The 24851-nt window shown below is 58.1% G+C and carries 20 protein-coding genes; 14 read left to right on the forward strand and 6 right to left on the reverse strand.

The genetic code is table 11. The annotated features are described in order from the left end of the window. Positions 1–27: 27 nt before the first annotated feature. Genes RBB77_RS23230 through RBB77_RS23240 form a run of 3 tightly spaced genes read left to right on the forward strand, consistent with a single transcriptional unit; the run spans position 28 to position 3003 of the window. Positions 28–1023 carry an arginase family protein gene (locus tag RBB77_RS23230; protein WP_353064074.1) on the forward strand — a complete coding sequence of 332 codons (996 nt, stop codon included), beginning with the start codon at positions 28–30 and terminating at the stop codon, positions 1021–1023. Then, entirely contained in the window at positions 1017–1979 is a 963-nt protein-coding gene (locus RBB77_RS23235; protein ID WP_353064075.1) for an ABC transporter ATP-binding protein, read from the forward strand. Before RBB77_RS23230 ends, RBB77_RS23235 begins: the two co-directional genes overlap by 7 nt. After that, positions 1972–3003 carry an ABC transporter permease gene (locus RBB77_RS23240; RefSeq protein ID WP_353064076.1) on the forward strand — a complete coding sequence of 344 codons (1032 nt, stop codon included), beginning with the start codon at positions 1972–1974 and terminating at the stop codon, positions 3001–3003. The genes RBB77_RS23235 and RBB77_RS23240 overlap by 8 nt, the downstream gene beginning before the upstream one ends. 185 nt (positions 3004–3188) lie before the next feature. On the opposite strand, the gene RBB77_RS23245 is transcribed toward RBB77_RS23240, so the two are convergent. Then, positions 3189–4139, reverse strand: a complete 951-nt coding sequence (locus RBB77_RS23245) for a hypothetical protein (RefSeq protein ID WP_353064077.1) — start codon at positions 4137–4139, stop codon at positions 3189–3191. A gap of 598 nt (positions 4140–4737) precedes the next feature. On the opposite strand from RBB77_RS23245, the gene RBB77_RS23250 reads away from it, so the two are divergent. The 10 genes from RBB77_RS23250 to RBB77_RS23295 all read left to right on the forward strand — a co-directional run bounded on the left by RBB77_RS23250 (position 4738) and on the right by RBB77_RS23295 (position 15864). Beyond that, a complete protein-coding gene (locus RBB77_RS23250; RefSeq protein ID WP_353064078.1) occupies positions 4738–5943 on the forward strand; it encodes a DUF2252 family protein in 1206 nt (401 codons plus the stop codon). Between the two features lie 270 nt (positions 5944–6213). Then, positions 6214–7098 carry a carboxylating nicotinate-nucleotide diphosphorylase gene (gene nadC / locus RBB77_RS23255; RefSeq protein ID WP_353064079.1) on the forward strand — a complete coding sequence of 295 codons (885 nt, stop codon included), beginning with the start codon at positions 6214–6216 and terminating at the stop codon, positions 7096–7098. A gap of 7 nt (positions 7099–7105) precedes the next feature. Next, complete coding sequence (locus RBB77_RS23260) at positions 7106–7924, forward strand: biotin--[acetyl-CoA-carboxylase] ligase (protein WP_353064080.1); 819 nt, start codon at positions 7106–7108, stop codon at positions 7922–7924. A gap of 26 nt (positions 7925–7950) precedes the next feature. Continuing rightward, positions 7951–8763, forward strand: a complete 813-nt coding sequence (locus tag RBB77_RS23265) for a type III pantothenate kinase (RefSeq protein ID WP_353064081.1) — start codon at positions 7951–7953, stop codon at positions 8761–8763. Between the two features lie 56 nt (positions 8764–8819). After that, entirely contained in the window at positions 8820–9536 is a 717-nt protein-coding gene (locus RBB77_RS23270) for a hypothetical protein (RefSeq protein ID WP_353064082.1), read from the forward strand. Further along, positions 9533–10825: a 23S rRNA (uracil(1939)-C(5))-methyltransferase RlmD gene (gene rlmD / locus RBB77_RS23275; RefSeq protein WP_353064083.1), complete on the forward strand. Its 1293-nt coding sequence runs from the start codon at positions 9533–9535 to the stop codon at positions 10823–10825. The genes RBB77_RS23270 and rlmD overlap by 4 nt, the downstream gene beginning before the upstream one ends. A 53-nt stretch (positions 10826–10878) precedes the next feature. Next, complete coding sequence (locus RBB77_RS23280) at positions 10879–13689, forward strand: ComEC/Rec2 family competence protein (RefSeq protein ID WP_353064084.1); 2811 nt, start codon at positions 10879–10881, stop codon at positions 13687–13689. A gap of 26 nt (positions 13690–13715) precedes the next feature. Next, the gene (locus RBB77_RS23285) at positions 13716–13991 is read left to right on the forward strand and encodes a hypothetical protein (protein WP_183976898.1); all 276 of its coding nucleotides are present in this window, start codon (positions 13716–13718) and stop codon (positions 13989–13991) included. Positions 13992–14062: 71 nt separating this feature from the next. After that, the gene (locus RBB77_RS23290; RefSeq protein ID WP_353064085.1) at positions 14063–14572 is read left to right on the forward strand and encodes a GNAT family N-acetyltransferase; all 510 of its coding nucleotides are present in this window, start codon (positions 14063–14065) and stop codon (positions 14570–14572) included. Positions 14573–14667: 95 nt separating this feature from the next. Then, the gene (locus RBB77_RS23295; protein WP_353064086.1) at positions 14668–15864 is read left to right on the forward strand and encodes an alpha-galactosidase; all 1197 of its coding nucleotides are present in this window, start codon (positions 14668–14670) and stop codon (positions 15862–15864) included. Positions 15865–15935: 71 nt separating this feature from the next. On the opposite strand, the gene RBB77_RS23300 is transcribed toward RBB77_RS23295, so the two are convergent. The 4 genes from RBB77_RS23300 to RBB77_RS23315 all read right to left on the reverse strand — a co-directional run bounded on the left by RBB77_RS23300 (position 15936) and on the right by RBB77_RS23315 (position 22847). After that, complete coding sequence (locus RBB77_RS23300; RefSeq protein ID WP_353064087.1) at positions 15936–17948, reverse strand: NHL repeat-containing protein; 2013 nt, start codon at positions 17946–17948, stop codon at positions 15936–15938. Positions 17949–17979: 31 nt separating this feature from the next. Continuing rightward, positions 17980–19638 carry an exosortase J gene (xrtJ, locus tag RBB77_RS23305; protein WP_353064088.1) on the reverse strand — a complete coding sequence of 553 codons (1659 nt, stop codon included), beginning with the start codon at positions 19636–19638 and terminating at the stop codon, positions 17980–17982. Positions 19639–19696: 58 nt separating this feature from the next. Beyond that, on the reverse strand, positions 19697–19888 hold the full coding sequence (locus RBB77_RS23310) for a PExPT-CTERM protein (protein ID WP_183976887.1): 192 nt from the start codon (positions 19886–19888) through the stop codon (positions 19697–19699). A 259-nt stretch (positions 19889–20147) separates the two neighbouring features. Then, positions 20148–22847, reverse strand: a complete 2700-nt coding sequence (locus RBB77_RS23315) for a M1 family metallopeptidase (protein ID WP_353064089.1) — start codon at positions 22845–22847, stop codon at positions 20148–20150. A gap of 356 nt (positions 22848–23203) precedes the next feature. On the opposite strand from RBB77_RS23315, the gene RBB77_RS23320 reads away from it, so the two are divergent. After that, on the forward strand, positions 23204–23668 hold the full coding sequence (locus tag RBB77_RS23320; protein ID WP_353064090.1) for a hypothetical protein: 465 nt from the start codon (positions 23204–23206) through the stop codon (positions 23666–23668). 28 nt (positions 23669–23696) lie between these two features. Here RBB77_RS23320 and RBB77_RS23325 read toward each other — a convergent pair whose 3' ends face one another. Beyond that, the gene (locus RBB77_RS23325) at positions 23697–24524 is read right to left on the reverse strand and encodes a methyltransferase domain-containing protein (RefSeq protein WP_353064091.1); all 828 of its coding nucleotides are present in this window, start codon (positions 24522–24524) and stop codon (positions 23697–23699) included. Between the last annotated feature and the right edge of the window lie 327 nt (positions 24525–24851).

Raw genomic sequence — 24851 nt, forward strand, 5'->3', positions numbered from 1 at the left:
ACCGCTTTGCCGCAAACGAGGTGCTGCATGAAGAGGCGAGAGTTCCTGACCACGGCGGGCGCAGCTGCACTTGGGCTCACGCTGGACAGCGCGTACGCCGAAGGGCGTCCAGGCCAGCCGCCTCCCAACGCACAGCAGGCAACTCCGACTTACGTAATTCTCGGAGTTCCGCTTCGCGCAGGATCGCTTTATCCCGGAAACGAGAACGACGCTCAAGCCTACCGTGACGCCGATCTCGTAAAGCATCTGAACGATGCCGGTCGCAACGCTGTCGATGCCGGCAATCTCCCGATACCCAGCTATCTTCCCCATCACTCCGTTCCTCCCATCAGAAGCTGGCCAGCCCCGCGAATTGTCTGGGACCTGCTGAGCGAGCACATCACCGGGATACTCACTCAGCCCGGACAAATCCCGCTGTTGATCGGTTGCGACTGCAGCGTTGTCGTAGGCGCCGCCCAAGCCTTAAGCAAGGTCACATCAAACAATATCCACGTCCTCTACATCGACGGAGACTGCGACGACGCCGCGCCTGTCTCTTCCCGCAGTCAGAGCGCTGCCTCCTGCGCCGTCTGGTTTCTCACACATGACTCTCCATTCTGGAACGGTCCCCCCCTCAAACCTGCGCAGGTCTCGTTCGTAGGATGGACCACCCCTTCGCAGTCGCCGGAAACAGGCATCCGGTCAACCTCCCTGGCCGATCTCCGGCGCATCGGGATTCGACAATCAGCGCAGCAGATCCTCGCAGCGATACCACCCTCCGCTGCAATCCTGTTGCACCTGGACATCGACGTCTTCCGCGGAAGCGACCTGACCGCCATCTACTTCCCTCACGAACAAGGACTCAGCCTCGAAGAAGGCAGAGAGTTGATCGGCTTACTCCTTCAGGATCCCCGTATTCGTCACATCGAAATCAGCGAATATGCTGCTCTCCGTGATGTCGGTCAAACCTCCGTACATCAGCTTGTCCAGATCCTCTTCGACAAGCTGCCTCCGTCCAAACCAAAGGCGACCTCTCCATGCTGAATACAAAGTCGCAGGCAGACCGTCCGGCGCTGCTATTACGTGGAGTCCACAAAACGTTCGCTGATGTCGTTGCCGTGAATGGCATCGATCTCGAAGTAACGCCGGGCGAATGTTTTGGCCTTCTAGGGCCCAACGGCGCAGGGAAGACAACCACCATTGAGATCTGCGAGGGGCTCACCGTTCCCGACAGCGGAGAGGTAGAGTTGCTCAGCCTCAACTGGCCCAACAACGCAGGAGAACTTCGCCAGCGCATCGGCATCCAACTCCAGGAAACTCAGTTCTCCGAGAAGTCGACAGTCGATGAGACGCTGCGCCTCTTCCGAAGCTTCTTCCGACGCGGACTCACAGTCGACGAATCGATCAGGACGGCACAGCTCGAAGAAAAGCGCGTCGCGCGCGTAGGAACTCTTTCCGGCGGCCAAAAACAGCGTCTCGCAATGGCATGTGCTCTCGTAGGCGATCCCGAACTGCTCTTTCTCGATGAGCCCACGACGGGGCTCGACCCACAGGCGCGGCGTCATCTGTGGGATCTCGTGGACCGGCTGAAGAAGGAAGGCCGCACCATCATCCTAACCACCCACTACATGGATGAAGCCGAGCGGCTGTGTGATCGCGTCGCCATAATGGACCACGGCCGCATCATCGCGCTCGACACTCCGCAGCAACTCATCGCTTCGGTTGGCGGCGAGCACATCGTGGAGTTCGCCGCAATCAATCGTGAAAACGGAGACGGCCTGATAGATCCCGCGCTGTTGACGGCAATTCAAGGTGTCGAGTCGCATCGTCTCACCGCAGGAGTACACCAGGTCTCCGTGCGCGAACTGCACACAGCAGTACCGCAGATCTTCGCCGTACTCACCGCACACGGGCTGAACCTGAGCGAGTTTCGCACGCATTCAGCCACGCTCGAGGACGTCTTCGTCAGCCTCACCGGAAGGAATTTGCGCGATGAATAAGCTCGAGCTAAGCAGCCTCTATCAGCTGACAATGATGCGCTTCCGGCTCTTTCTTCGCGAACCGGAGGCAGTCTTCTGGATCTTCGTCTTTCCCATCTTGCTGGCCGCCGGCCTGGCCATCGCCTTCCGCAACCGGCCGCCGGACGTCCTGCAAGTCGGCGCAACCACCCCGCAGCTAACACAGGCGCTGAACAGCGACAAAGGCCTGACAGCGACCACGATGGACGAATCATCGGGCACAAAGGCCCTGGCTACCGGACGCATCGTGCTGCTGGCAATCCAGAAACCCGACGCGACCGTCTACGAATACGACTCGACTAACCCCGACGCACGGAGTGCGCGTCTGCTTGCCGATCAAGCCATCCAGAATGCTGATGGCCGCCGGGACGCCGTCAAAACGCAAAATCAGTTCATTCACGAAACCGGATCGCGTTACATCGACTTCGTCATACCTGGTCTCCTCGGGATGAATCTGATGGGTTCTGCCATGTGGGGCATGGGATTTTCTATCGTGGATGCCCGGCAAAAGAAGTTACTGAAACGCCTCGTAGCTTCGCCGATGCCTCGCTGGCAATATCTGATGTCGTTCCTGCTCTCCCGTCTTGTCATGCTGGTGATTGAAGTGGCGGTCTTCCTCGGCTTCTCCCGCGTTGCCTTCGGCGTGCCATTCCGGGGATCGCTCGTGCAACTGGCGTTTCTCTGTGTCCTAACTTCACTAGCGTTTTCTGCGTTGGGCTTGCTGACAGCCTCACGCGTCAAAACCATCGAAGCTGCCTCAGGCCTCATGAATTTAGTCATGTTGCCCATGTGGATCCTCTCAGGCGTCTTCTTTTCGGCCACGCGCTTCCCCGCCGTGATCCAGCCATTCGTCCGGGCTCTCCCGCTTACCGCGGCGATCGACGCATTGCGCGGCAACATGCTTCAGGGAATGAGCGTCCAGCAGCTGATCGCGCCCGTAGCCATCCTCCTCGCATGGCTCATAATCCCCTTCGCCATCTCCCTGCGAATCTTCCGCTGGCGCTAGTTATCGAGAGACGAAAATCGCGGATGGGTCAGCTTCGAGTCCGGCACAAGAAGCTACCGAAAACCCCGTCTTTCGGCGACGAATGGATTACTCACGAGAAGCCGACTTATGGGTACCAATCCTGAAGCAGCTGGAAAGGCTTTTGAGAAGGGAGCTGCTAATTATGTTTCACAACAGGAGCCGTCCTATCTAGGCGGCAAGGAATAGACCCGAAGCTCACCCGATTCAAAACTGGCATAATGCAGCCCATTCGGAGATAAGGACGCTCGCCCGTTCTTTTGCATGGATCGATCCACAAGCGGTTTTTCCGAGTTTCGGTCGAACACTATCCATCGACCGGTTTCGCTACAGCTTCTCCCAAAGTTCTCGCATGATGCGCTTTCACGATTAGCGAATGTGGCGTAGCGGGACATATCAGCCGTTGCGTTGACTATTGACCCGCTGTAGTCATGTGAAATCCATGGCAAAGGGACAGTCGTCTGATCCTTCTTCCATATCACCAGCCGGCCAGCCGGACTCCCTTTGACGTTGATCTGACCTGCCACGCTTCCATCATTCAGGAAGCCGACGAGTGCGGCGGTTCCTTCTTCTCTCAGGGGAACGGACCAGTTCGCGCGGTCTGCCGCTTCGACATTTATTGAGCACTGGCGCTTAGCGCCTGCGTAGATGATGTTCGTGGATGAGTACACGTTTGGCCGAAGCTCTTGCCGACAAAGCATGTATGCCAACTGATGTTCCCCGAACTTGCGGTCCATTGTCCCTGCAGGCCAATCCTGTGTCCACCGTTGGACTTCCGCAGGCGGAGAGCCATCGAGAACGGAATATGTGCGAGGGCCATTGATTGTGAATCCCTCCTGGAACACGAGAGCGTGGTTCAGGAAAGTTGTTTGTTCCAAAAAGCGGTCAAACCGCGCGACATCCTTCAGGTTTGCGTCGAGGAGTAGAGCTGCTGACTTGGACTCGCTTGTGCCTTGCGGGTCGAGATTGACCGATTGGATTCTAAAGAGCAGCGTGCCGCCCGGACCGGCCTCTGCCTCTCCGTCAGCCACCATTTCACCGTATCCATCAGCCAAGTACGGAATGTCCCTGCTCGCCACGACGGTTCCCCGCAGATCGAAGACTACGATACGTACCATTCCATCAACTTTGCGGTCGCGTGACTGGCGGCAGTTTGGGCTGATGTTGAACCCAACAGCTACCTTATCGTTATTTAACCAGACAACGAATCGATAGCCAATGATCTGGCCAGCACACTTGTCCGAGCCTGTTTGAAAGAAGTCAGCAGGCAAACCATGGGAAGACAAAGAAACCCGGGCATCGGGTGGCGCCCCGATGTCCGGCTGTGCTTTGGAGCACCCGAGCAAAAGCCCACTTGCTAGCACTGCGCTAACCGCTTTTACACCGAGCCTCTTGCTCCTATCTAACAACTCATCTCCCTATCTACCTTCTTTTCATGATATCGCCTGCGTCCAAGGATTCCTTCACTTTACCTGCGATGGTGTCCCTGCAGACTCGTCACTTCGAAAGGCTACGCGGTGCTGTCCACGATCGGGATTACTCCTCATAGACGCGCTTCCGTTGAGTGATCGGTGTGTTCTCAAGTTCCCGCAAAGTCGTCTTTTCGGCAATTGCGTCGTTCACATCAAACTGACCCGCTATGGAAAAAACTTTCACTCAGCGCATAAGTCTCCGCAAAACACGCAACGAATGTGAATTTTCTGCTAATACTGGTTGATGCGGAAAAAAGTAGTTGAGATCAAGCCTGCCGATCGCCAAGCTGTACTCGAAGAACGCCGTCGCCTGAAGATGGCACGCTCCGCCCACGCCTATGTCCGTGGAAACACCCTCCAGTTCTACCAATGGCTCAAGGAAGACTCCGCCCGCAAGCTCCCCCAGGGCCCTCCCGTATGGATTTGCGGCGACTGCCACGTCGGCAACCTCGGCCCCGTCGCCAACTCCGACGGCAAAGTCGAGATCGAGATCCGCGACCTCGACCAGACTGTCATCGGCAATCCCGCGCACGACCTCATCCGCCTCGGCCTCTCCCTCGCCACCGCCGCCCGCGGCTCCGACCTGCCCGGCGTCACCACCGCCCTCATGATGGAGGAGATGGTCAAGGGATACTGCAGCGCCATGGTCCCCCAACGCGCAAAGAAGGTGACGAAAGACCCAAAGAACCTGCGCCCCGTCGAGACCGTGCTCCATCAGGCGGTCAACCGCGAGTGGCGCCATCTCGCACAAGAGCGCATCGAAGACGTCAAACCAACCATCCCGCTAGGCGATCGCTTTTGGACGCTCTCTGACGAGGAGAAGGAAGAGATCACGAAACTCTTCGAGACCGACGACGCACGCAAGCTCATCACCTCGCTCAAACACCGCGACAACAACGCAAAGGTCCGCGTGCTCGACGCCGCCTACTGGATGAAGGGTTGCAGCTCCCTCGGCCGTCTTCGCTACGCCGTCCTGCTCGGCGTAGGCCCAAAGAAAGACAAGGAGTACTGCCTCGTCGACATCAAGGAGGCCGTTCGAGCCGCCGCACCCGCTGCGAAGAACGCCGACATGCCAAAAGACTTCGCCCAGCGAGTCGTTACCGGTGCCTCCAACCTGTCTCCGTATCTTGGCGAACGCATGCTGGCCGCAAAGTTCCTCGGACGCCCGGTCGTTCTCCGCGAACTCATGCCCCAGGATCTCAAGCTCGAGATCGACCGCCTCACCCGCGAAGAGGCCGTCAACGCGGCAAGCTATCTCGCCTGCATCGTCGGAAAAGCCCACGCCCGCCAGATGGACGCTGCTACCCGCAAGCGATGGGCGGCAGAGCTTACCAGAAACCGGTCAAAGACCCTCAACGCCCCAAACTGGATGTGGACCAGCATCGTCGAGCTCATCGCCAGCCACGAAACCGCCTACCTTGAACACTGCCGCCTCTACGCAACCGCGTAATCTCGCGCCACACAACAAGCCCGGTCTCTATCCCGGCCGGGCTCTTCCACAAAATATTTTGAAAAGCTGGCGCATTTTTAGCGCCGCGAAAACACGCGTCCGAAACACCACGTTTCACCATCAATTCACCACAATCTCACCAGCGAAACACCACGCCAAAACACGCAGTTTATCCAAAACACCCTCGAAAATAGCCGGTAAACAGCAAAATCCTCCCCTAGCCAGGGCCAGGATTTTTTTCGCAGAAAATAAGAGGTTTAGGATTACAGAATGGACTGGAAGAGCAAACGGATCCGCACCATCCTTGAAGCTGCCCTGGCAGAAGACAAAGTCGCCAACGACGTCACCACTGCTCTAACGATCCCGCCAGACCTGCGAGCCTCCGGAACCATCATCGCGAAGCAGGCCTGCGTCGTCTCAGGACTCGGCTGCATCCCTGTCTTTCTCGACATCTTCGCAAAGATGTCCCCCGCCACCGTAGGCCGATTCGAGGTCATCAGCCACCCCGAGATCTTTGACGGCGTAAAGGTGAAGAAGGGTCAAACCCTCGCCGTCATCCGCCACAACGCCCGGGCGATCCTCTCCTGCGAGCGCGTGATCCTTAACCTAATGCAGCGCATGAGCGGCATCGCGACCCTGACCAACGAGTTCGTCAAAGCCGTCGCTGGCACAAAGACAAAAGTCCTCGACACGCGCAAAACCATACCCGGCCTTCGTGCACTCGACAAGTACGCAGTCTGCTGTGGCGGAGGCGTCAATCATCGCCTCGACCTGCAGGACGGCATCCTCATCAAGAACAACCACATCTCGCTCGGTGGCGGCCTCCCCACAGTGCTCGAACGCGCGCTGGAAGGCCGCGAGACCGGCCAAGTCGTGCAGGTCGAAGTCCGCAGTCAGGCGGAACTCGACCAGGCCATCGCCGGCGGCGCAGAGTCAATCCTGCTCGACAACATGACGCCATCGCAGGTAAAAAAAGCGATCAGGCAGATCCGCGCAACCCTGCCAAACGTTCCGGTCGAAGCCTCCGGCAATATGAATTTGAAGACAGTCCGCGCTTACGCGTTAGCCGGAGTGGACTTCGTCTCCGTCGGCGCGCTCACCCACTCAGCCGCTGCAACCGACCTGAGCATGCGCATCACAGCGGATATCTACTGAGGACCGGGTGGCCGATTCATTTGACGTATCCTCCGTTGCGGCCGCGCTCACAGGCACAGCATTCGCAGACCGTTTGCAGCATCTCCCAACGGTAGGGTCCACCAACCTGCTGGCAATCGAAGCCGCACAGTTGGGCGCCTCTCATGGCAGCGTCTGGGTGGCCGACGAGCAGACCGCAGGACGCGGCCGTGGCGGACACGCTTGGCACTCGATCCCCGGCGACGGACTCTATCTCAGCGTGCTCCTGCGCCCTCAGATGGCACTCGTCGACGCGCTCTGGCTTTCACTCGCCACCGGTCTCGCGGCACAAGCCGCAATCGCCGCCGTCACCGGCCTCCAACCCGACATTCGCTGGCCGAACGATCTTCTCCTCGCCGAAAAAAAGTGCGGCGGCATCCTCGTCGAGACCTCTGCCATCGCTTCACACTCCGACACACCAACCTTGCTGCGATTCGCCGTCGTCGGCATCGGCATCAACGTAAATCACCAGAGCTTCCCCCCGGATATTGAAGCGGTAGCGACCTCGCTGCGGCACGAGAGCGGAAACCCGTACTCCCGCGAACGCCTGCTGAGCGAGCTCCTCCGTGCTCTCGATCAACAAATTAAGCTTCTCGAAGGCGAACTGCGCGGCGCATCCACTAGCCCAAAGCTGCTGGAGAGATTTGAGTCAGCCTCCACCTGGGTGCGCGGTAAACGTGTTCGAGTGGACGAGACAGGCGGATATACTGGCGTGACGACTGGGCTGGACTCGCGTGGATTTCTGCGCGTTGCGGGAGACGATGGAGAATTTCACACCGTCCTCTCCGGCGGAGTCCGACCGTTCTAGAAGAGACAGCGTGGGAGAATCGAACGATGCTACTGGCAATGGATGTAGGGAACACAAACACCGTCCTCGGGCTATACCGCCTTTCAGGCGAAGCGACAACAGGATCGGAGCTCGTGGCGAACTGGCGCATTACAACCCCGTCCTCCAAACTGACCAGCGATGAGTTCGGCATTTTGCTGCGCAACCTCTTCGGTCTGAAAGGCCTCGAGATCGGAGTCGTCGACGGCATCGCCATCTCATCGGTAGTGCCTCCGTTGGACTCAACCCTGCGGCAGGTCTGCGAACTCTACTTTCACGTCAAGCCCGTCTTCGTCGAACCTGGCGTGAAGACCGGAATTCCCGTTTTGACCGACAATCCCGCCGAGCTGGGTGCGGACAGAATCGTCAACTGCGTCGCAGCCTTCGAACGCTTCGGTGGCCCCTGCATCGTCGTTGACATGGGCACCGCGACCACCTTCGATGCGCTCTCAAAAAAAGGAGAATTTCTCGGCGGCGCAATCGCCCCGGGTCTTGGCATCTCAGCCGACGCGCTATTCTCCCGCGCTGCCCGCCTCCCTCGCATCGACATAAAAAAACCTGCGAAGGTCATCGGAACCGGCACCGTCGACAACATCCAGATCGGTCTCTACTACGGCTACATCGGGCTCGTCGATGGCATCCTTGAACGCATGATCGCCGAGATGGGACCCGAGACGAAGACCGTTGCCACCGGCGGCCTCGCAAAACTAATCGCCAGCGGATCGAAGTACATCGGGGCAGTGGACGAAATGCTGACACTAACTGGCCTGCGCCTCATCTACGAGCGCAATCTGGACCGCCACAGAAGACGTGGAGCCTGAGCACGGAAAGACGTTCGGCACGCTCGGCTCTGCTGGCTTAAGCTGTAGAAGAGCCCATGCAGAACTACTTCAATTACTTCACAGAGATCGAGGAGCGGTTTCAGCAGCGTCGCGGCTCGCTGCTGATGCTCTCGACGCTCGATTGGGCGCTGATCGAGACATGGCGCGAAGCCAACATTCCACTTGAAGCAGTGCTGCGCGGAATCGACAACGCCTTTGACAAGCATGATGCAAAAGCTCTGCGCGCGACGAGCAGAACCCGCAAAGTGAACGGACTGGCATGGTGCGCACAGAGCGTCATGGAAGCAGTAGAACAGGCGATGGAAGCCTCGGTCGGTGCCGCACCCAATCACGCAACCGAAGCAGCAGAGAGCGGCTTTGAAACCGAACGCGTCGCACTCTATCTCGAAGACAACGCTATCTCCATCGAGTCGGCAAAACTCGATCCGCCAGCCGACGCAACTGCCGCTGAAGTCGCCGTCCGGCTACGAGCACTCGCTCTCGGCCTGCGCGCTGAACCAAAGCATTCGCTCGAAGAGCTGGACCGAACCCTCAGCGTGCTCGAAGAGAAGGTCTTCGCCGCTTTGATGACCGCGACACCAGAGCAAGAGCTGGTGGCATTGCGCGAACAGGCAACTCGCGAACTAGCACCCTACCGCGGCAAGATGCAGGCCGTCCAGATCAAACAAGTGCAACAGCAGTTTCTCCAGAAGCGATTGCTGGAAGCCCGCAAACTACCTCGCCTCAGCCTCTTTTATATGAGCCACGGATGAAGTTACAAATTGAAAAAGCCGTCTACGGTGGCGCAGGCCTGGCTCATGAGGCGGCCGGCAAAACAGTCTTAGTGCCATTTACGCTACCGGGTGAACTGATCGAAGTGCAGCTCGTTGAACAGAAAAAAACGCCCGATGAAGCTTCCTTGCTGCAGGTAATGACTCCGTCCAAAGACCGCGTCAAACCAACTTGTTCTCACTTCGGAGAATGCGGCGGATGCCAGTATCAGCACGCCGAGTATCCCGCGCAGGTAAAGATAAAATCATCCATCCTGCAGGAGACCCTTGAACGCGCCGGATTGATGGCGCTTCCGAATATCGAGAGTCACATCGGCCCACCATGGGATTACAGAAACCGCATGCGCTTGCGTATCGAAGAACTGGGCGGCACTCCAAGAGTAGGCTACAACCGTCGAGGCACCAACGAGTTTCTAGCCATTCACGAGTGCCCTATCTCGGCTCCTATCCTTTGGCGTGCCGCACAAAGCCTTCTACATGTGGCAGCGCAAACTCCTTCCGCCGCACGCTGGCTCACCAATGCTGTCGAAGTGGAGTTCTTTACAACCGGCGACGAAAAGAAACTTCAGATGACCCTCTTCGTCCGAAAGGATCAACCGGGACTCGCTGCATTCTGCGAGCACTTGAAACAAGTAATACCGGAGCTCGCAGGTGCCGGCACCTCTCTCATTAAACTCACCGGCCCTCAGCGCCAGGTGCAGAAGCCGCACCCACTGGAGAGTTGGGGCACAACCGGGCTAAGCTATCGCACCGCTGACGAAGACTACTGGATAAGCCGCGGCGGCTTCTTCCAGGTCAACCGCTTCCTCATTGACGAACTTGTTCGAATCGTCGCCGCAGATCGCAACGGCCAACTCGCGTGGGACCTCTACGCCGGCGTGGGACTATTTTCTCGCACCCTCGCAAAGAAATTCCGACAGGTCGTAGCGGTCGAAATCGCGGGCACCGACTTGATAAACTCCTTCAAGGGAACAGGCAAACGCGCCGTAGAAGCAACGACTGTCGACTTTCTGCGCCACGCAGTCATCCAACGCGAACGACCCCAGTTGATTGTCGTGGACCCGCCGCGAGCCGGTGTCGGAACCGAAGTTTGCTCGTTACTGGCGCGAATTGCAGCCCCCGAAATCATCTACGTCTCCTGCGACCCGGTGACTCTGGCTCGCGACTTGAAGATGCTGGTTGACGCAGGCTACAAGCTCGAAGAGCTTCATCTCGTAGACCTGTTTCCTCAGACGTTTCATCTGGAGACAGTAGTAGTTTTGCGTAAATAAACATGACCCCGTTGTGTTGAAATGGTTAGTGAGTGCGGTCCGCAGACAGAGCTTTGAAGACCGGAAAAACGACCGAGCCGAACCCCGATCTTTGGCCGAAGGCAGTGGCACGTGTTCCCGCACTCCAGTTCCGCCGCGCTCCTCTTCTGACCGCAGTCTGCTGGTTCGCACTGGGCGAGGTGATGGCACGCAATCACAAGCCAACCGTCATCCTTCTCCTCGCCATGTTCTTGCTGTGCGCGTTAGCCTTTGCCGGCCTGCGATGGTCTCTTCGAATCGCAATCCTCCCACTAGCAGCACTGTGGATGGCACTTGGCCTCTTCTGCGCGGAGCTGCAACCGGCTCCTCCAACGCAACACACTCTCAAAGCCTACGCGGATGGCCTAAGCAGGCAGGTTCAAGGCCGCGTCGTGCGAGTCCGCGAGTTGGCTCCGCAACACGAAGACTCCGATCACGATAAAGAGGTCGGATGGTGGGCCGAGAAAGAGGAGGCCGAGGAAGCCGCAGCGGTCGGTGCACTCTCGGTCGATATTCAGGTCGATTCCGTCGAAGAGGTCACGCCCGATGTTGCATGGATGGCCCCCGTCCGAGGCGGCGTTCGCATCAATATCGTCGCTGACAAACCTTCAGCACAAAGCCTCGCTCCAACTTTCTCCTCAGCTCTTCCAACGCTCAAGTGCGGTGATCTCGTACAAGCCCCCATGCGCATGAAAGTGGCCGAGTACTACCGCGATCCCGGAGCATGGCAGTACGCGGACTACCTTCTCGCGCAAGGCATAGGCGCTCACGCCAGTGTGCGAGCCTCGAAGGTCTCGATCCTCAAAGAGTCTGCCCTCGCTCCCCCTCTGCAGTCTGACCGAGCAGCACAGTGGCAGTGCCGAGTCTTCGCGGCGCAAAGCTGGGCTTCCGGGCGCGTTCTCGGCTACATTCATTCGAAGGCAAATCGTGGACTCCCTAGAGTCCTCCGACTCAACGACGACGACGGCGGGATGCTGAACGCGATGTTGTTCGGCGACCGCGCCGGCCTGAACAAAACTCAGCGGGTAGGATTTGAGCGCACCGGATCCTTCCATCTTTTTGTCGTCTCAGGGATGCACGTCGGGCTGCTTGCCGGCCTTGTCTTCTGGCTCGCCAGCAGACTGAAGTTGCGCGATTGGTTCGCAACGCTGCTCACCATAGTCCTCACCTTTGGATACGCGCTGCTCACAGGCTTTGGTGCGCCGGTGCAACGAGCCCTCTTCATGACAACTGTCTTCCTCTTGGCGCGTCTGCTAACGCGAGACCGCAACGTGCTGAATGCCTTGGGCGCGGCGGCGATGGCGGTCCTGGTACTGTCTCCAAGCGCCTTATTCGAGGCAAGCTTTCAGATGACCTTTCTCGCAATCGTCGCCATCGGCGGCATTGCAATCCCGCTAGGAGAGCGCAGCTTCCTGCCCTACGCCCGTGCCGCGGAGCACCTCTGGGATCGCTGGGGCGATGCAGCACTTCCACCTCGCGTGGCACAGTTTCGTCTTATGCTCCGACTGTGGAGCGAAGCCATCGCCAACATCTTAGGCCACTGGGCCACCAGATTGCCCGCAGCAATCGTCCGCGGCACTCTTTGGGCGCTGGAGCTATCGCTGATAGGCGTAGTCGCAGAGATGGTGATGGTGCTACCGATGGCAGTCTACTTCCACCGCGCCACCATGTTTGCGGTCCCCACAAATATGTTGAGCGTGCCGTTGGTAGCGATTCTCGCACCCACTGCAGTCGTTACATTTTGTGCCTCTCTCGTCAGCCCCTGGATCGCGTTACTCCCCGGCGCAATGACAGCTCTTCTCCTCCACGGAGTCACCGGAGTGATCGCCCATATCAGTTCGGTTCACGCAGCCGATCTGCGCGTACCTGGTCCAGTCTGGTGGGTCTCCACGATGGCAGTAGCCGCATGGGCTTTTTGCTGCTGGGCTGTACGGCAATCACGCGCATGGGCGTGGGCTGCAGTCATTATGCTGCCAATCGTCGCGGCGTTCGTACTCTGGCCAGAACACGCGGTCGTATCGCCAGGCATGATGGAGGTGACCGCAATCGATGTCGGCCAGGGCGACTCCATCTTCATCGCAGCACCGGACGGTGAGACCATGTTGATCGATGCCGGCGGCCCCGTCGGCGGAGTCACCGAAGCAGCCGAAGCCACCAGCCGCTTCGACGTCGGCGAAGAAGTGGTCTCGCCCTATCTCTGGTCACGCAGATTTCGCCGACTCGATGTCGTCGCGCTAAGTCACGCCCACAGCGACCACATGGGCGGAATGCCCGCAATCCTCCGCAACTTCCGTCCCCGCGAACTCTGGGTCAGCATCGACCCAAACTCTGACGCCTATCGTTCGCTTCTGAGCGAAGCAAAAGATCTCGGCATCACCGTGCGCCACTTCTACGCAGGCACGCAGCTCGCGTGGGGTGGAACACAGATCACGATGCTCGCGCCCGAGACCAGTTACGCCAATCCCAGAGATCCCGTCAACAACGATTCGCTGGTGATGCGAATGCAGTACGGCAACGCCTCTGTTTTGTTGGAGGGCGACGCAGAAGCTCCCAGCGAACGCGAGATGCTCGCGCACGGAAGAATCGTGCCAGTCACTCTCCTGAAGGTCGGCCACCACGGCAGCCGCACCTCGACGACTCAGGAGTTTTTCAATGCCGCCGCTCCCAAGGACGCAGTCGTTTCGGTCGGCAAGGGGAATACTTTTGGTCACCCCCGCTACGAAGTGGTCGAACGAATTGCGGAAGCTCGGACTAAGCTGTATCGAACGGATGAGTTCGGCCTGACCACATTCCTGCTGGGACGGGATGGAAAAATCCGAGAGCTTGTCGACGCATCTAATCCGTGAGTAGCTGACTTGATCGGGAGGTTTCGATGGAGTTGAATGGGCCAAATGTTGAACCAGTTGCAATCAGTGCTGAAGAGCGGGCAGAAGAACAGAAGCTGATCCGCAGAATGCAGATGATGATGAACATGGTGATGCAGGTGATCGCGCAGGATGGGTCGCTCACGATCGACGAAGCAGCCCAGATGATCGCAGACACCAGAAAAGCCGCCTTGGCCATGTTCCCCGGAAAAGAGTTGGCCTACGACCTCATCTGGCGCCCGCGTTTCCAACGACTCATGCGAGAGCGCTTCCGAATCATGTAGCGTCACTACGCCAGCACCGTATCATCGCTACTCGGCTCTCGCTTCGACGCTCCTGATACGCTGGGAAGACGATGCAGTTTCGGCTGGCAACAAAAGAAGATCTCCCATCGCTGATGGCCCTCGTCCGGCGTGTCGTTCCACTTATGCGTGCGACAGGAAACCTGCAGTGGGACGAAACCTACCCGAACGAAGCCGTCTTCCAGCGCGATATCGATCTAAATCAGTTGTGGGTCGCCGCGGTGGCCGGGAACATCGCCGGAGTCGCTGCTGTGACGATGGATCAGGAGCCCGACTATAAGCAGGTTGGCTGGAACATCGAGGAACCTGCGATCGTTGTACACAGGCTCGCAGTCGATCCCGCCTTTCGCGGCCAGGGGGCAGCCGGCGCCTTAATGCAAAAAGCTGAAGAGGTTGCAGTCGAGCGCGGCATCACTGTCCTCCGAGTCGACACCAACATGCAGAACGAAGCAACCCGGCGGCTCTTTCCGAAGCTCGGCTACGTTCTCGCCGGAGAGATCAACCTTGAGTTCAGGCCAGGGTTGCGCTTCCTCTGTTACGAAAAGCGATTACTTCCAAAGTGATTCGTTCTGCACCGCTCAAATGCGCGATTGTCTTAAGCAGCGTTTAGAATTTCGTGTAGTTCACAGAATGAATCTCGCTGTCCTATGAGGTGTAAATGGCAATGCGTAAAGTTCGTTTCGTTTTGACTATGTGTGTGGCGATCATCGCAGTCGCTGTGATGCCATCCTCAGGGCGAGCCCTGGATAACGGACTGGCGAAGACGCCGCCGATGGGATGGAACAGCTGGAACAAGTTCGGCTGTAAGGGGCTCAATGAAAAAGTCGTGCGCGAGACCGCAGACACAATGGTCAGCAGCGGCATGAAGGATGCCGGCTACCAATTCGTCATCCTCGACGACTGCTGGCAGACAGGCCGTGACGCAAGCGGCAACATCGTCGCTGACGCGGAGCGCTTCCCCTCCGGCATCAAGGCGCTCGCCGACTACGTCCACTCAAAAGGGTTGAAGTTTGGCATCTACAGCGATGCCGGCACCATGACCTGCGCCAAGCGTCTCGGAAGCATCGGCCACGAGTACCAGGACGCAAAACAATATGCGAACTGGGGCGTCGACTACCTCAAAGAAGACTGGTGCAACACCCTGCCTGGACAGAACAGCGAATCCTCCTACACCTTGATGCGCAACGCGCTCGCCGAGTCTGGACGACCCATCGTCTTCAGCATCTGCGAGTGGGGGTCGACCAAGCCCTGGCTTTGGGCCGGATCGATCGGAAACCTGTGGCGCGCCACAGGAGACATTCAAGATTGTTGGGACTGCAAAAAAGATTGGGGCGGCAACGGCGTCACACAAATCATCGACCAGATGAATGGGCTGGAGACCTTCGCCGGACCAGGCCATTGGAATGATCCGGACATGCTCGAGGTCGGCAACGGCGGCATGACTAAAGAAGAATATCGCGCACACTTCAGCATGTGGGCTCTCTTCTCTGCGCCTTTGCTTGCGGGCAACGACATCTCCAACATGACCGCCGACACCAAGGAGATCCTTCTCAACAAAGAAGTCATCGCGATCGACCAAGACCCACTCGGCAGGCAGGGACGCAGAGTGAAAAAGACAGGTGACCAGGAGATATGGTCCAAGCAGCTACAGGATGGAAGCCGCGCCGTCGTCCTTCTCAACCGCGGCCCCGCGCCGACGAAGATCGCTGTCTCATGGACCGACATCGGCTATCCCGATAGCCTCTCCGCATCGGTTCGAAACCTGTGGACAGCAAACGATCTCGGCAAGCAAACCGGAGCGTACTCCGCCGAGGTTCCCAGCCACGGCGTAGTCATGCTCACGATCAAGCCATAGCAGCCAGCCATCGAACATGCTACCGCCTGAACCATCTTTAGGCGGTAGCTTCACAGGCGAGAAGCATCACGCTAAGGCGTCTGCGGCGGCCCCACCAGAGGAGTTTTCACTGGAGTTGCCAACCCAACAATCTCCGTCAGCGTGTTGTTGTTGAAGTCGGTCACCCAAAGATTGCCGCTGGCGTCCACCACAATTGCATACGCCTCCGTGAAACCGGCGTCCGACGCATAACCAGCCGCCGGCGACAGGATCGTGCCAGGAGAGACAGGCGAGGTAGCCGCCGAACCCGACAGTTCAGTGATTGCATGGCTATGCAGATTCGCAACCCACACGCTACCCGATCCATCAATCGCAATCCCTTGCGGAGCGAGTATGCTGGCCTTGTTATCGCTATAGCCGCTCGAGACAACAGTTCCATCGTTGGCAAGCTCACTGATGCTGTTTCCGGTTTGATTCGCGACCCACACATAACCGCGTTGATCGACCGCGATACCATCCGGCCCATTGCCGCTCGCGAAGCTGGCTATCCGGCTCCCATCGGCAGAAACCTTGCTAACAGTATCGTTGCCAAAGTTGGCGATCCAACCGTTATGGCTGGCATCAATCGCAACCGCAAGCGGAAAGCTGAACTGCAGCGACTGATATCCCCCTGTTCCAGATAGCGGCTGACCTGCGCTCGAGAGCAAAGTAACCCGTGAATTCCCGTAATCAGGTATCCAAACCGTCCCATTCGTATCAATCGCGATTGCCGTTGGATAGCTGATTCCACCGGAGCTGAATCCCGTCGCGCCCGAGAGCACCTGTCCCGTCGAGCTCAGCTCCGTCACACTCCCAAAATCGCCGTTGACACTTGGACTGCCTCCATCCGGCACCCAGATATTACCCTGCGGATCGACGGCAAGCGCATCCGATTTGAGTAGGCCACCGCCGGTAATGCCGCTCGAAAACATCGGGGTTCCGGTCGTCGAAAACTCGGCCACGGGACCCGAATATGTAGACACCCAGACGTTTCCAGTAGCGTCGACGCCAACGCCCGAAGGATTGTTCTTATCGATGCCCCCGCCGTGATAGTTGATAGACAGGGTCCAGTCGGCCGGAGCTTTGGAGGGCACCGGCGTAAAGGGTGGCGCCCCACTTGGCGGCATTTGCGCGAACAGCGTAGCGACGTTGTTTCCCGGATTGCGCACCAGGTTAAGCACCGCATCCAACGTATTGTCGGGAGCCGTGCCTCCATTGGGAGTTGTCGCAGAAAAAAGCGCATCGCAACCTGAGGCCGTAGTCGTACAGTTGTTCAGCAGATCGGCAACTGCATTAACCTTCATCGGCGGAGTAACCTTCATCGGCGGAGAGGCTGCGGTCGGCGGAAAAGTCGCTCCCGGCGAAGCTCCTGTCGTAAGGTTCGCGAGATTCGCAACCGTTGCCACCGCATTCGCCAAACCCTGCGCGTTCGTCAAACTCGCCCCGACATTGCCTCCAGTGCCGAAGAACTGGGCAAGCCCCCACGCCGTAGCAGCGGTCGTCACCTCGTTGATGACAAACTGAGAATCGGCCGCAATCTGGTTGCAGGCACCAAGCGCGCTGGCCAGCGTAATCGCTGAATTCGCTACGGCGCTTCCGACCTGCCCCCCACGAACGACAACGTAGATCTGTGAGGTGGCCGCCGGACAGGAATATCCCGCAACCACCGTAAAGGCTCCAGTCGAATCGCTGGTGAGCGCGCTAGAGAGCAGAGCCGTCGCGGCAGAGCCGTTTCCGGTGGTCCCGGCAGCGTAGAGCTGAACGGCCGCTCCAACAATCGGCTGAGAGCCCGCCAATGCTTTGCCAGAAAAACTCACCCCGGGATTGCTGACAGGCGGTGGAGTCACCGGCGGTGGCGTAACGGGAGGCGGCGTTACAGGGGGTGGGGTTACAGGAGGCGGCGTAACAGGAGGCGGCGTAACAGGAGGCGGCGTTACAGGTGGTGGAGTTACCGGCGGTGGAGTTGAAGTTGTACCGCCACCACCACATCCGGCAAGTGAACAAGCCAGCGCCCCAGCCATCACCGCTTTGAAGAGTCCCTGAGAGTTGCGCAGAAGTATTTTCACTGGAGGGCCAAGAGTTCCATAGTCATTGCGGTTACTGACGGTAAGGCTTTGTAAGACCACCCAGATCGGCGAAAGCGAGGAACGAGCGAAGAGCGGTCGTCATCTGCTGGCGCGCCAACTCCGTCGGCAGCGTTGTATCGATCGTCTCAACCTTCAGCAGAACCGGAATCGGACGTTGTGCATCCTGCAATAACAACGACTGAGAGCTCGGCTTACTATAGACGAAGCCAAAGTGGGTGCGGTCGCTCGAATATTCTCCACACGAACCGCCATTGCAGAGAGTAGTCGCTTCGAGATACTGGGTCGCGCCGTCATTGAAAAAAGAACCCGAAAAACCGATCGCGCCCCCAGCGGTGGGTAGCGTTAGCTGGTCCCGCCAAATCGGATCCTCCCCACGCGCAGAGTGGCAGATCAACGTATCGTGTGAACCCATCACCGGAGACACCCCGACCGACACATGGGCTCCGCCATCCGCCGGAGCGTACTCCGCCCAATGGTAGATAAGCGGACCGGCAAACAAGTTTTCGTTCCATGAGCGCGCCAATGTATAACTTCCAATTCGCTCCGGGAACTGTCCGGGGGCGCTATCGTCGATCTTTCTCTGGGCGGCGGCCGCGCCACTATGCGTCTGCACGTACGCCCGCGCAACTCCGTAACAGCTGAACAACGTCAGCACAAGCATTCCTGCGAAGCGAGGATAAAAGGAAGTCCCTCGCACTGTACCGGCTGAGGACACCGAACTCAGAGCGGGAGGCTTGATCTGCCCCGGAGATTCGCTCAGACGGCGCACAACATCGAACAGCAACATGGTGCCTACCAGAAACAGGCACGCTCCGATGACATAGTCTCCCATCTCAGCCTTGCTCTGCAGCGAGTGAAAGTGCAACGCCACCAAATAGTACAAGACCAGGATGCAGAGGCGTGCGAAGTTGAAGACGTAACCCAGTAGTACGGCTCCGGCCACGACTGCCACATGCGCGTACCAGCGGAAGCGATAGACATATCCCGCGATCAACGCAATAAACCCCATCGTCACCGCGCCGCGAATCCCGTTGCATCCCGGAGCGATAAACATCCCGAACTCCGGCGTGAACATCAGCCGCAGCTGGTCCGGACTCAAAGGCTGGCCGAGCGCAATCGCGAACGCGCGAGCCACGTGAGCCGAGGCGCGCTGCAACGGCAGATCCACGAGCACGTTGAAGATGTGAGGAATCGGGTTAACAAACCACAGAAGGATGAGGGGAAATAGCGCCGCTCGAAACAGGCGCGTCCCGCCAAACAGCAAGACCACCCCCGCGCCGTATGCAAAGGCCACCAGCGAATGAGGAGGAATGTAAATCGACCACTTCGGAGAGAAGACAAACACCAGAATCGCCTGATCCCGGATATGCACGACAGCTGCCGTGACCACAAGGATGACCAGGCCCCACCAGCTTCCCTCCATCTCCCATCCGAGCGAACGCCAGGCCCGCAAAACCAGCACGAAGCTGACGAGCGGGATAAACATTCCAATCGACTTCAGGGGGTCTATGGTCCACAAGGTCCATAGAGCCCCTACGGTAGAAAAGATCGTGGACAGGCCCAGGATCGCGATAAGCGCGGCAAATCCCGCGGCCCTGGATGCGCTCAGCCCCTCCGCTCCAGCCGATCGGAGTGGGCTGACTTCAGCGGTAGCGGGTAAAGTTGACATACAGATTTTGGTCCAGGCTGCGCACCGGGGGAGTTAGGTGGCAAGTCCCAGTGAGATGCTACTTGGAAGAGTTGCGACGAGCCTTAATGCGAGCACGTACCGAAACGAAAAATGCACCTGCGGAGCCTACAACTGCAAGAATTGCAGTCGGATTCTCGGGGGAGTTCACGCATCCGTCTTGAGCGTGCAGCGGAAGGGCGACGGACGAGACGAGGGCGATGCCGGCGAGTACGAACCAGGTTTTCTTCATTTGTGTCCTCAATTGGGAAGGTACCGTTACGAAAGTTGAAAGTCAACGCAGAATCCTGCTCCCTTCATAACACTTTTGGGTACTCTTAATAATTTAATTCCCCGTCTACAAACTACCGGCCGCCAGCCTCTCAGACCTAAGACCACGCCCCTGCAACATCAGCCCTCCCATGGACTTGACGCGTCCCTCTCCTCCCATCGACCCCGAGTCGGATATATGCCGACTTTACTTAGACTTAAGTTGTACAGACCGCCTTCATTCACTTTGCTTGAAGCTGCAACCATGCACGCAGCTTCGGCTCCTGAACCGCCCGGACTTCAATGCAGTCGTTGATGCTGTCAACTGCCTTTGAAAGAGTTCTCTCCGCGGCCGCAACCTTATGTGCGGCGAAGAAACCAATCACCTCGTCCCTCTGTTTCTCTGTACAGAAAGATCCTGTAGCCTCTACCACCTCGGCCCCGGACGAGACCGTAAACTGAGCCCGCACCTGTTCCCAGTTCTTCCGGACATAGTCCCAGGCCTGGTCGCGAGTCTCGCGCTGGCGCATCAGCGACGTCAGCATAGTCCCGCTGTCCTGGTTTCGAACCTCTCCTGAAGCAATCAGGTCAAGCGTCCGCTTCACCAACGCCGGATCGCGAAACTGCACCAGCAGCCGCAGCGCGTCGATCTGCTGTGCCGGATCGCTGAAGTTTCTGCTCACCGCCAGCACCTTGTCATAGAGCGCCACATCACCGTGGGCCGCGCTTACCTGCACCGCCGCGTCCGCAAGCGTGGAATCCAGCGTCTTATCCTTCTCGCTGCCCGCCGCAAACACACGCACCGTCAGTATCTGCGCCTCGGCCAGAACAGCGGGGTCACGCGCCTCCCCCAACAACTCGAACAGCGTCCCGCGAATCTGCTGCCGATCATACGACTCCTTCTTCGCCGGACCTCCAAGCGCGCTATACACCGGCCCAAACTGCCGCCTAAGCACTGCGGCCAGCTCCGCACGGTCCTCATCCGTCGCAATATCCGAGTCAAGCTTCTGAATCTCCTGATGCGCCGTATCGATCACAGCCTCACTAGGATCCTGCTTCAACCTCAACACCAGACCCAGATAATCTCCCACCGCAACTTCTCCCGAGCGAACCAGCGCCCACCGATCGCCTAACAGCCCAATCCGCTCCGGCGGCGTCAGCGAGCCCTCCGCCCTCGCCTCAATTGCCTCGAACTGCGCCGGCGTATAAACCGTGCGGTAGTAGCCCTTCGCTCCAGCATTCGCATAGAAAAAAGGCAGTCCCTCTGCCTCAAGCATATGGGGATGGAAGATTGAAAAGTCCGGCGTCATCGCTCGACAGACAGGTTGTCCCTCCGTCTTCACACAAATTGGAACGGTCCACTCCGGCATGCGACCGCCCATCGGCCGACGCATCTCCGAAATCGAGGAGAACAACCGGCTTCCCGTCAATGGAAACCCTCCCGCCTGTCGCTCGCCAAACCCCAGCAGCGGCACACCCGGCTGCGTCACAAAACTCGACATGATCTTATCCACCGGCAGGTGCGAGTTCGACGTCTGCGCATTCCAGAAATCCTCCGCCGACGCATTCGCATACAAGTGCGCCTTCAGATAGCTCTGCACCCCCTGGCGAAACACCTCCGCCCCCAGATAGTTCTCCACCATCCCGATCACCGCGCCCGCCTTGCCATACGAGATCCCGTCAAACATCTCATTGATCTCATCCGGCGTATCGGCCGTCGCGCGAATCGCTCTCGTCGTCCTCTGCGCATCAAGGTCCAGCGTATCGTTCAGCGCCTGCGCATCATCCTCGGCAAAGTTCCACTCCGGGTGCCACGCCGCCGCCGCCTTTGTCTCCATCCAAGTCGCGAAGCCTTCATTCAGCCACAGATTGTCCCACCACCACATCGTCACCATATCGCCGAACCACTGGTGCGCCGTCTCATGCGCCACCACCGTCGCAACACGCTTCTTCTCCCCAATCGTCCCGATCTTCGGTTCCACCAGCAGATCCGTCTCGCGATATGTTATGCAGCCGAAGTTCTCCATCGCGCCTGCTTCAAAGTCCGGCAGCGCGATCATATCCAGCTTCGGCATCGGATATTTAATCCCAAAATAAGTGTCGTAATAATGCAGAACGTACTTCGCCGACTCCAGCGCAAACTTCGTCAGCCCCACCTTATCCGGCGTCGAGCACACACGAATCGGCACCCCATCCGACTTCCCCTCCGAACACTTGAAGTCGCCCACCAGAAACGCCACCAGGTAGCTCGACATCTTCGGCGTCGTCGCAAATCGAAGCGTATGTTTCCCCGCCACCGGCCCCGATTTATCCGAGATCAGATTCGTGTTCGAGATCGCCGTATCCCCACTATCGACGACCATCGTAATGTCGTACGTAGCCTTCAGCGCAGGCTCGTCAAAGCTCGGAAACGCACGCCGCGCATCGGTAGGCTCAAACTGTGTCACCGCATAGTTGCGCACCTTCGTCTTCGAAAGATAGAACCCACGCAGCTTATCGTTCAGCACTCCCGTGTAACGAATCTCGAGCGTCACCTTTCCCGCAGCCAACTCCTCCGGAAACTTAAATGTCGCCTGCTCCTTCTCGCCGTCAAGCGTCGTCACCGCGATCTGCGGATGCCGATCCACTTCCATCGGCGTTAGCGGTTTCGGCTGCGACCCCAACTTGCCATACGAATACGCAGCGACCGGCAACGCATAAGCTTTCACCTCGCCAAATTTGATCTCCGCAGCGTTCAACGTAATGCTTTTACTCGGCACGTCCAGCACCAGATCGATCGTCTCTTCCCCGCTAAAGGTCGCAGCCTTGAGATCCGGCGTAATCGTAAGGCCATAGTGTTCGGGATGAACACCCAAAGGCAGCCGCTGGCCCTGCACTCCAACTGTAGCGAAGAGAAAAAGAACAAAGGCAGAAAAGGCAGAAGCAGTGTTACGAACGAACATGAAAAAAGGCCCTCGAAACCAAAGTACATCTCACGAAAATTTGACATCCAGGAGCCTCGTTGCGCGCTGGCCTCTGTCTCATCTCCAATGCTATGCTCGGCACCAGTCAGGGAGCGTAAATAAATGCAAGTTCATATCTTTCGAGGACCAGGACGGGTCTTCGGCGTTACTCAGGATGCGACAGGAGCCAATTTGCCATCCAAATATGCCCCGTGGAATCCATTCAGGTCGATAACCCTTAGCCGCGATGGAGAACCGACGCCCGGGGTAGACGCCCGCGAATGTCTCGATGACATAGAAAAGCACGGATTTCACATCACCGACGCACACGTTCGCATCACCGAAACTGTAGTCTGATGCTGATCGAGGTTCTTGGCTTCGTTAATTTGCTTTGCGCAGGCATCCTGGCAGGCGAGGAGTTCGTGGTCCGTTACGGAATTCGCGGCCCCATCGCCAGCATCCATCCAGAACCGCAGATCCAGTTGCGCCAAGCGCTGATTCGTAGATTGCGTGTCCTCGTGCCTGCAATATTTAGCGTGGCGCTGATCTCTGGGATTGCAGTGACTTTGCTTGAGCGCTTGCGCCCGGCGCTGGACTTCCGCTGCGCGGGATTGCTCGCGCTCTTTGTGTTCATCTCGATCACGCTTGCCGGCACTGTACCGATAAATCAGGCCATACTAACCTGGAAGACCGCAGAGCCGCCTGAGGGCTGGCAAGCGATGATCAAACAGATGGGAACGGCTCGACACAGCGCGGACTTGGGCGGCGATCACAGCGTTCGGCCTCTTCCTCGCAGCTGCAGCGCTGCGCGCCGGCCTTAATTAAAACTGAGATACCAAAGATATCGACTTACTTCACCCGCCCCACGCAAAGCCGCGCAGGACGATGTTCCCTGATCGAGACGGACTCGTCGCTAATCTCTGCGGCAGCGCACAGCCCCTGCCAGTCCTCCGCAACAAAGCTGCGCCGGATCGACACTGGTCCATCGTTCTTCACAAAAGGATGCCAGTCGGCCACGCGTGCCCATAGACGAAAGAGGTGGTACGGCATCGGCTTGCGATGAAGATCGTCGATGAACCACCCGCGCCGCGCCGTCTGCTCCATCCAGCGCAGAAACAACACGATCTGCGAGTTTGTCAGGTGATGTGTCAGCAGCGAGCAGATCACGACATCGATCGGCCCATTCGTATGATCGGCCAGCGCATCCCCAACCAGCCACTCAATCTGCTGGCTCGACGGAGTCGACTCCCGCGCTGCACGAATCGCATCCGGATTGAGATCGATCCCCGTAAGCCTGACGGGAACTCCGCGCTTCGTCGCCCATCGATCGATCTTCCGCAGCGTGTCTCCGTAGCCGCAGCCAACATCCACGATGCGCAACGGAGCAGACAAAGCAGGCCCCGCTGACACCAGCTCTTCAAGCCAGCCGAGTGTGGGCCGCTGCGCCAGCGTAAGCCGGTTCACCCGCGCAATATCGTGCAAACACGCGCGAAGCTCTTCGTACGAGCACGGCATGTCCATCAGTTCGATCAGATTGGCGCGTCGTGAGAAGTCGAGGCCGTCCGCAAATCCAGGAGAGGGAAATGTTGATAGTGGATGGGCGGAAAGAACCTCGGAAGATCCATCGAGGATGTCTTGTGACGAGATTTCGGGGGAAGAGATAGAAGTGGTCGGCAAGATGGTCCGTGTTCAGTATAACTGCGTGAGGTAAAACGCCCTTAGGGAAACGCGGTCCACAAAGATGAGTCGAAGAACCCGGATTACTCGGGCAGCAGGCTCTCTGCTCTGACTCGATCTTCTTCGCGAAGGAAGCATCTTCAAAAATTTGCATCCCTCGAATTGTTTGTCAAGCCCCCAAGAACGAAAGTCCCTTCTGTACCAACAACATCGGCTTGGCGTATTAGTTTCCTTCGCACAGCTATAATGGAACCAGTGATCGAAAGAGGCAGGACCCCGAGAGGGGTCTTTCGAGTTTAAGGACCTATCCCCTTTGATTGGACGAAT

It is taken from the genome of Tunturibacter psychrotolerans, assembly GCF_040359615.1.
GTDB lineage: Bacteria > Acidobacteriota > Terriglobia > Terriglobales > Acidobacteriaceae > Edaphobacter > Edaphobacter psychrotolerans.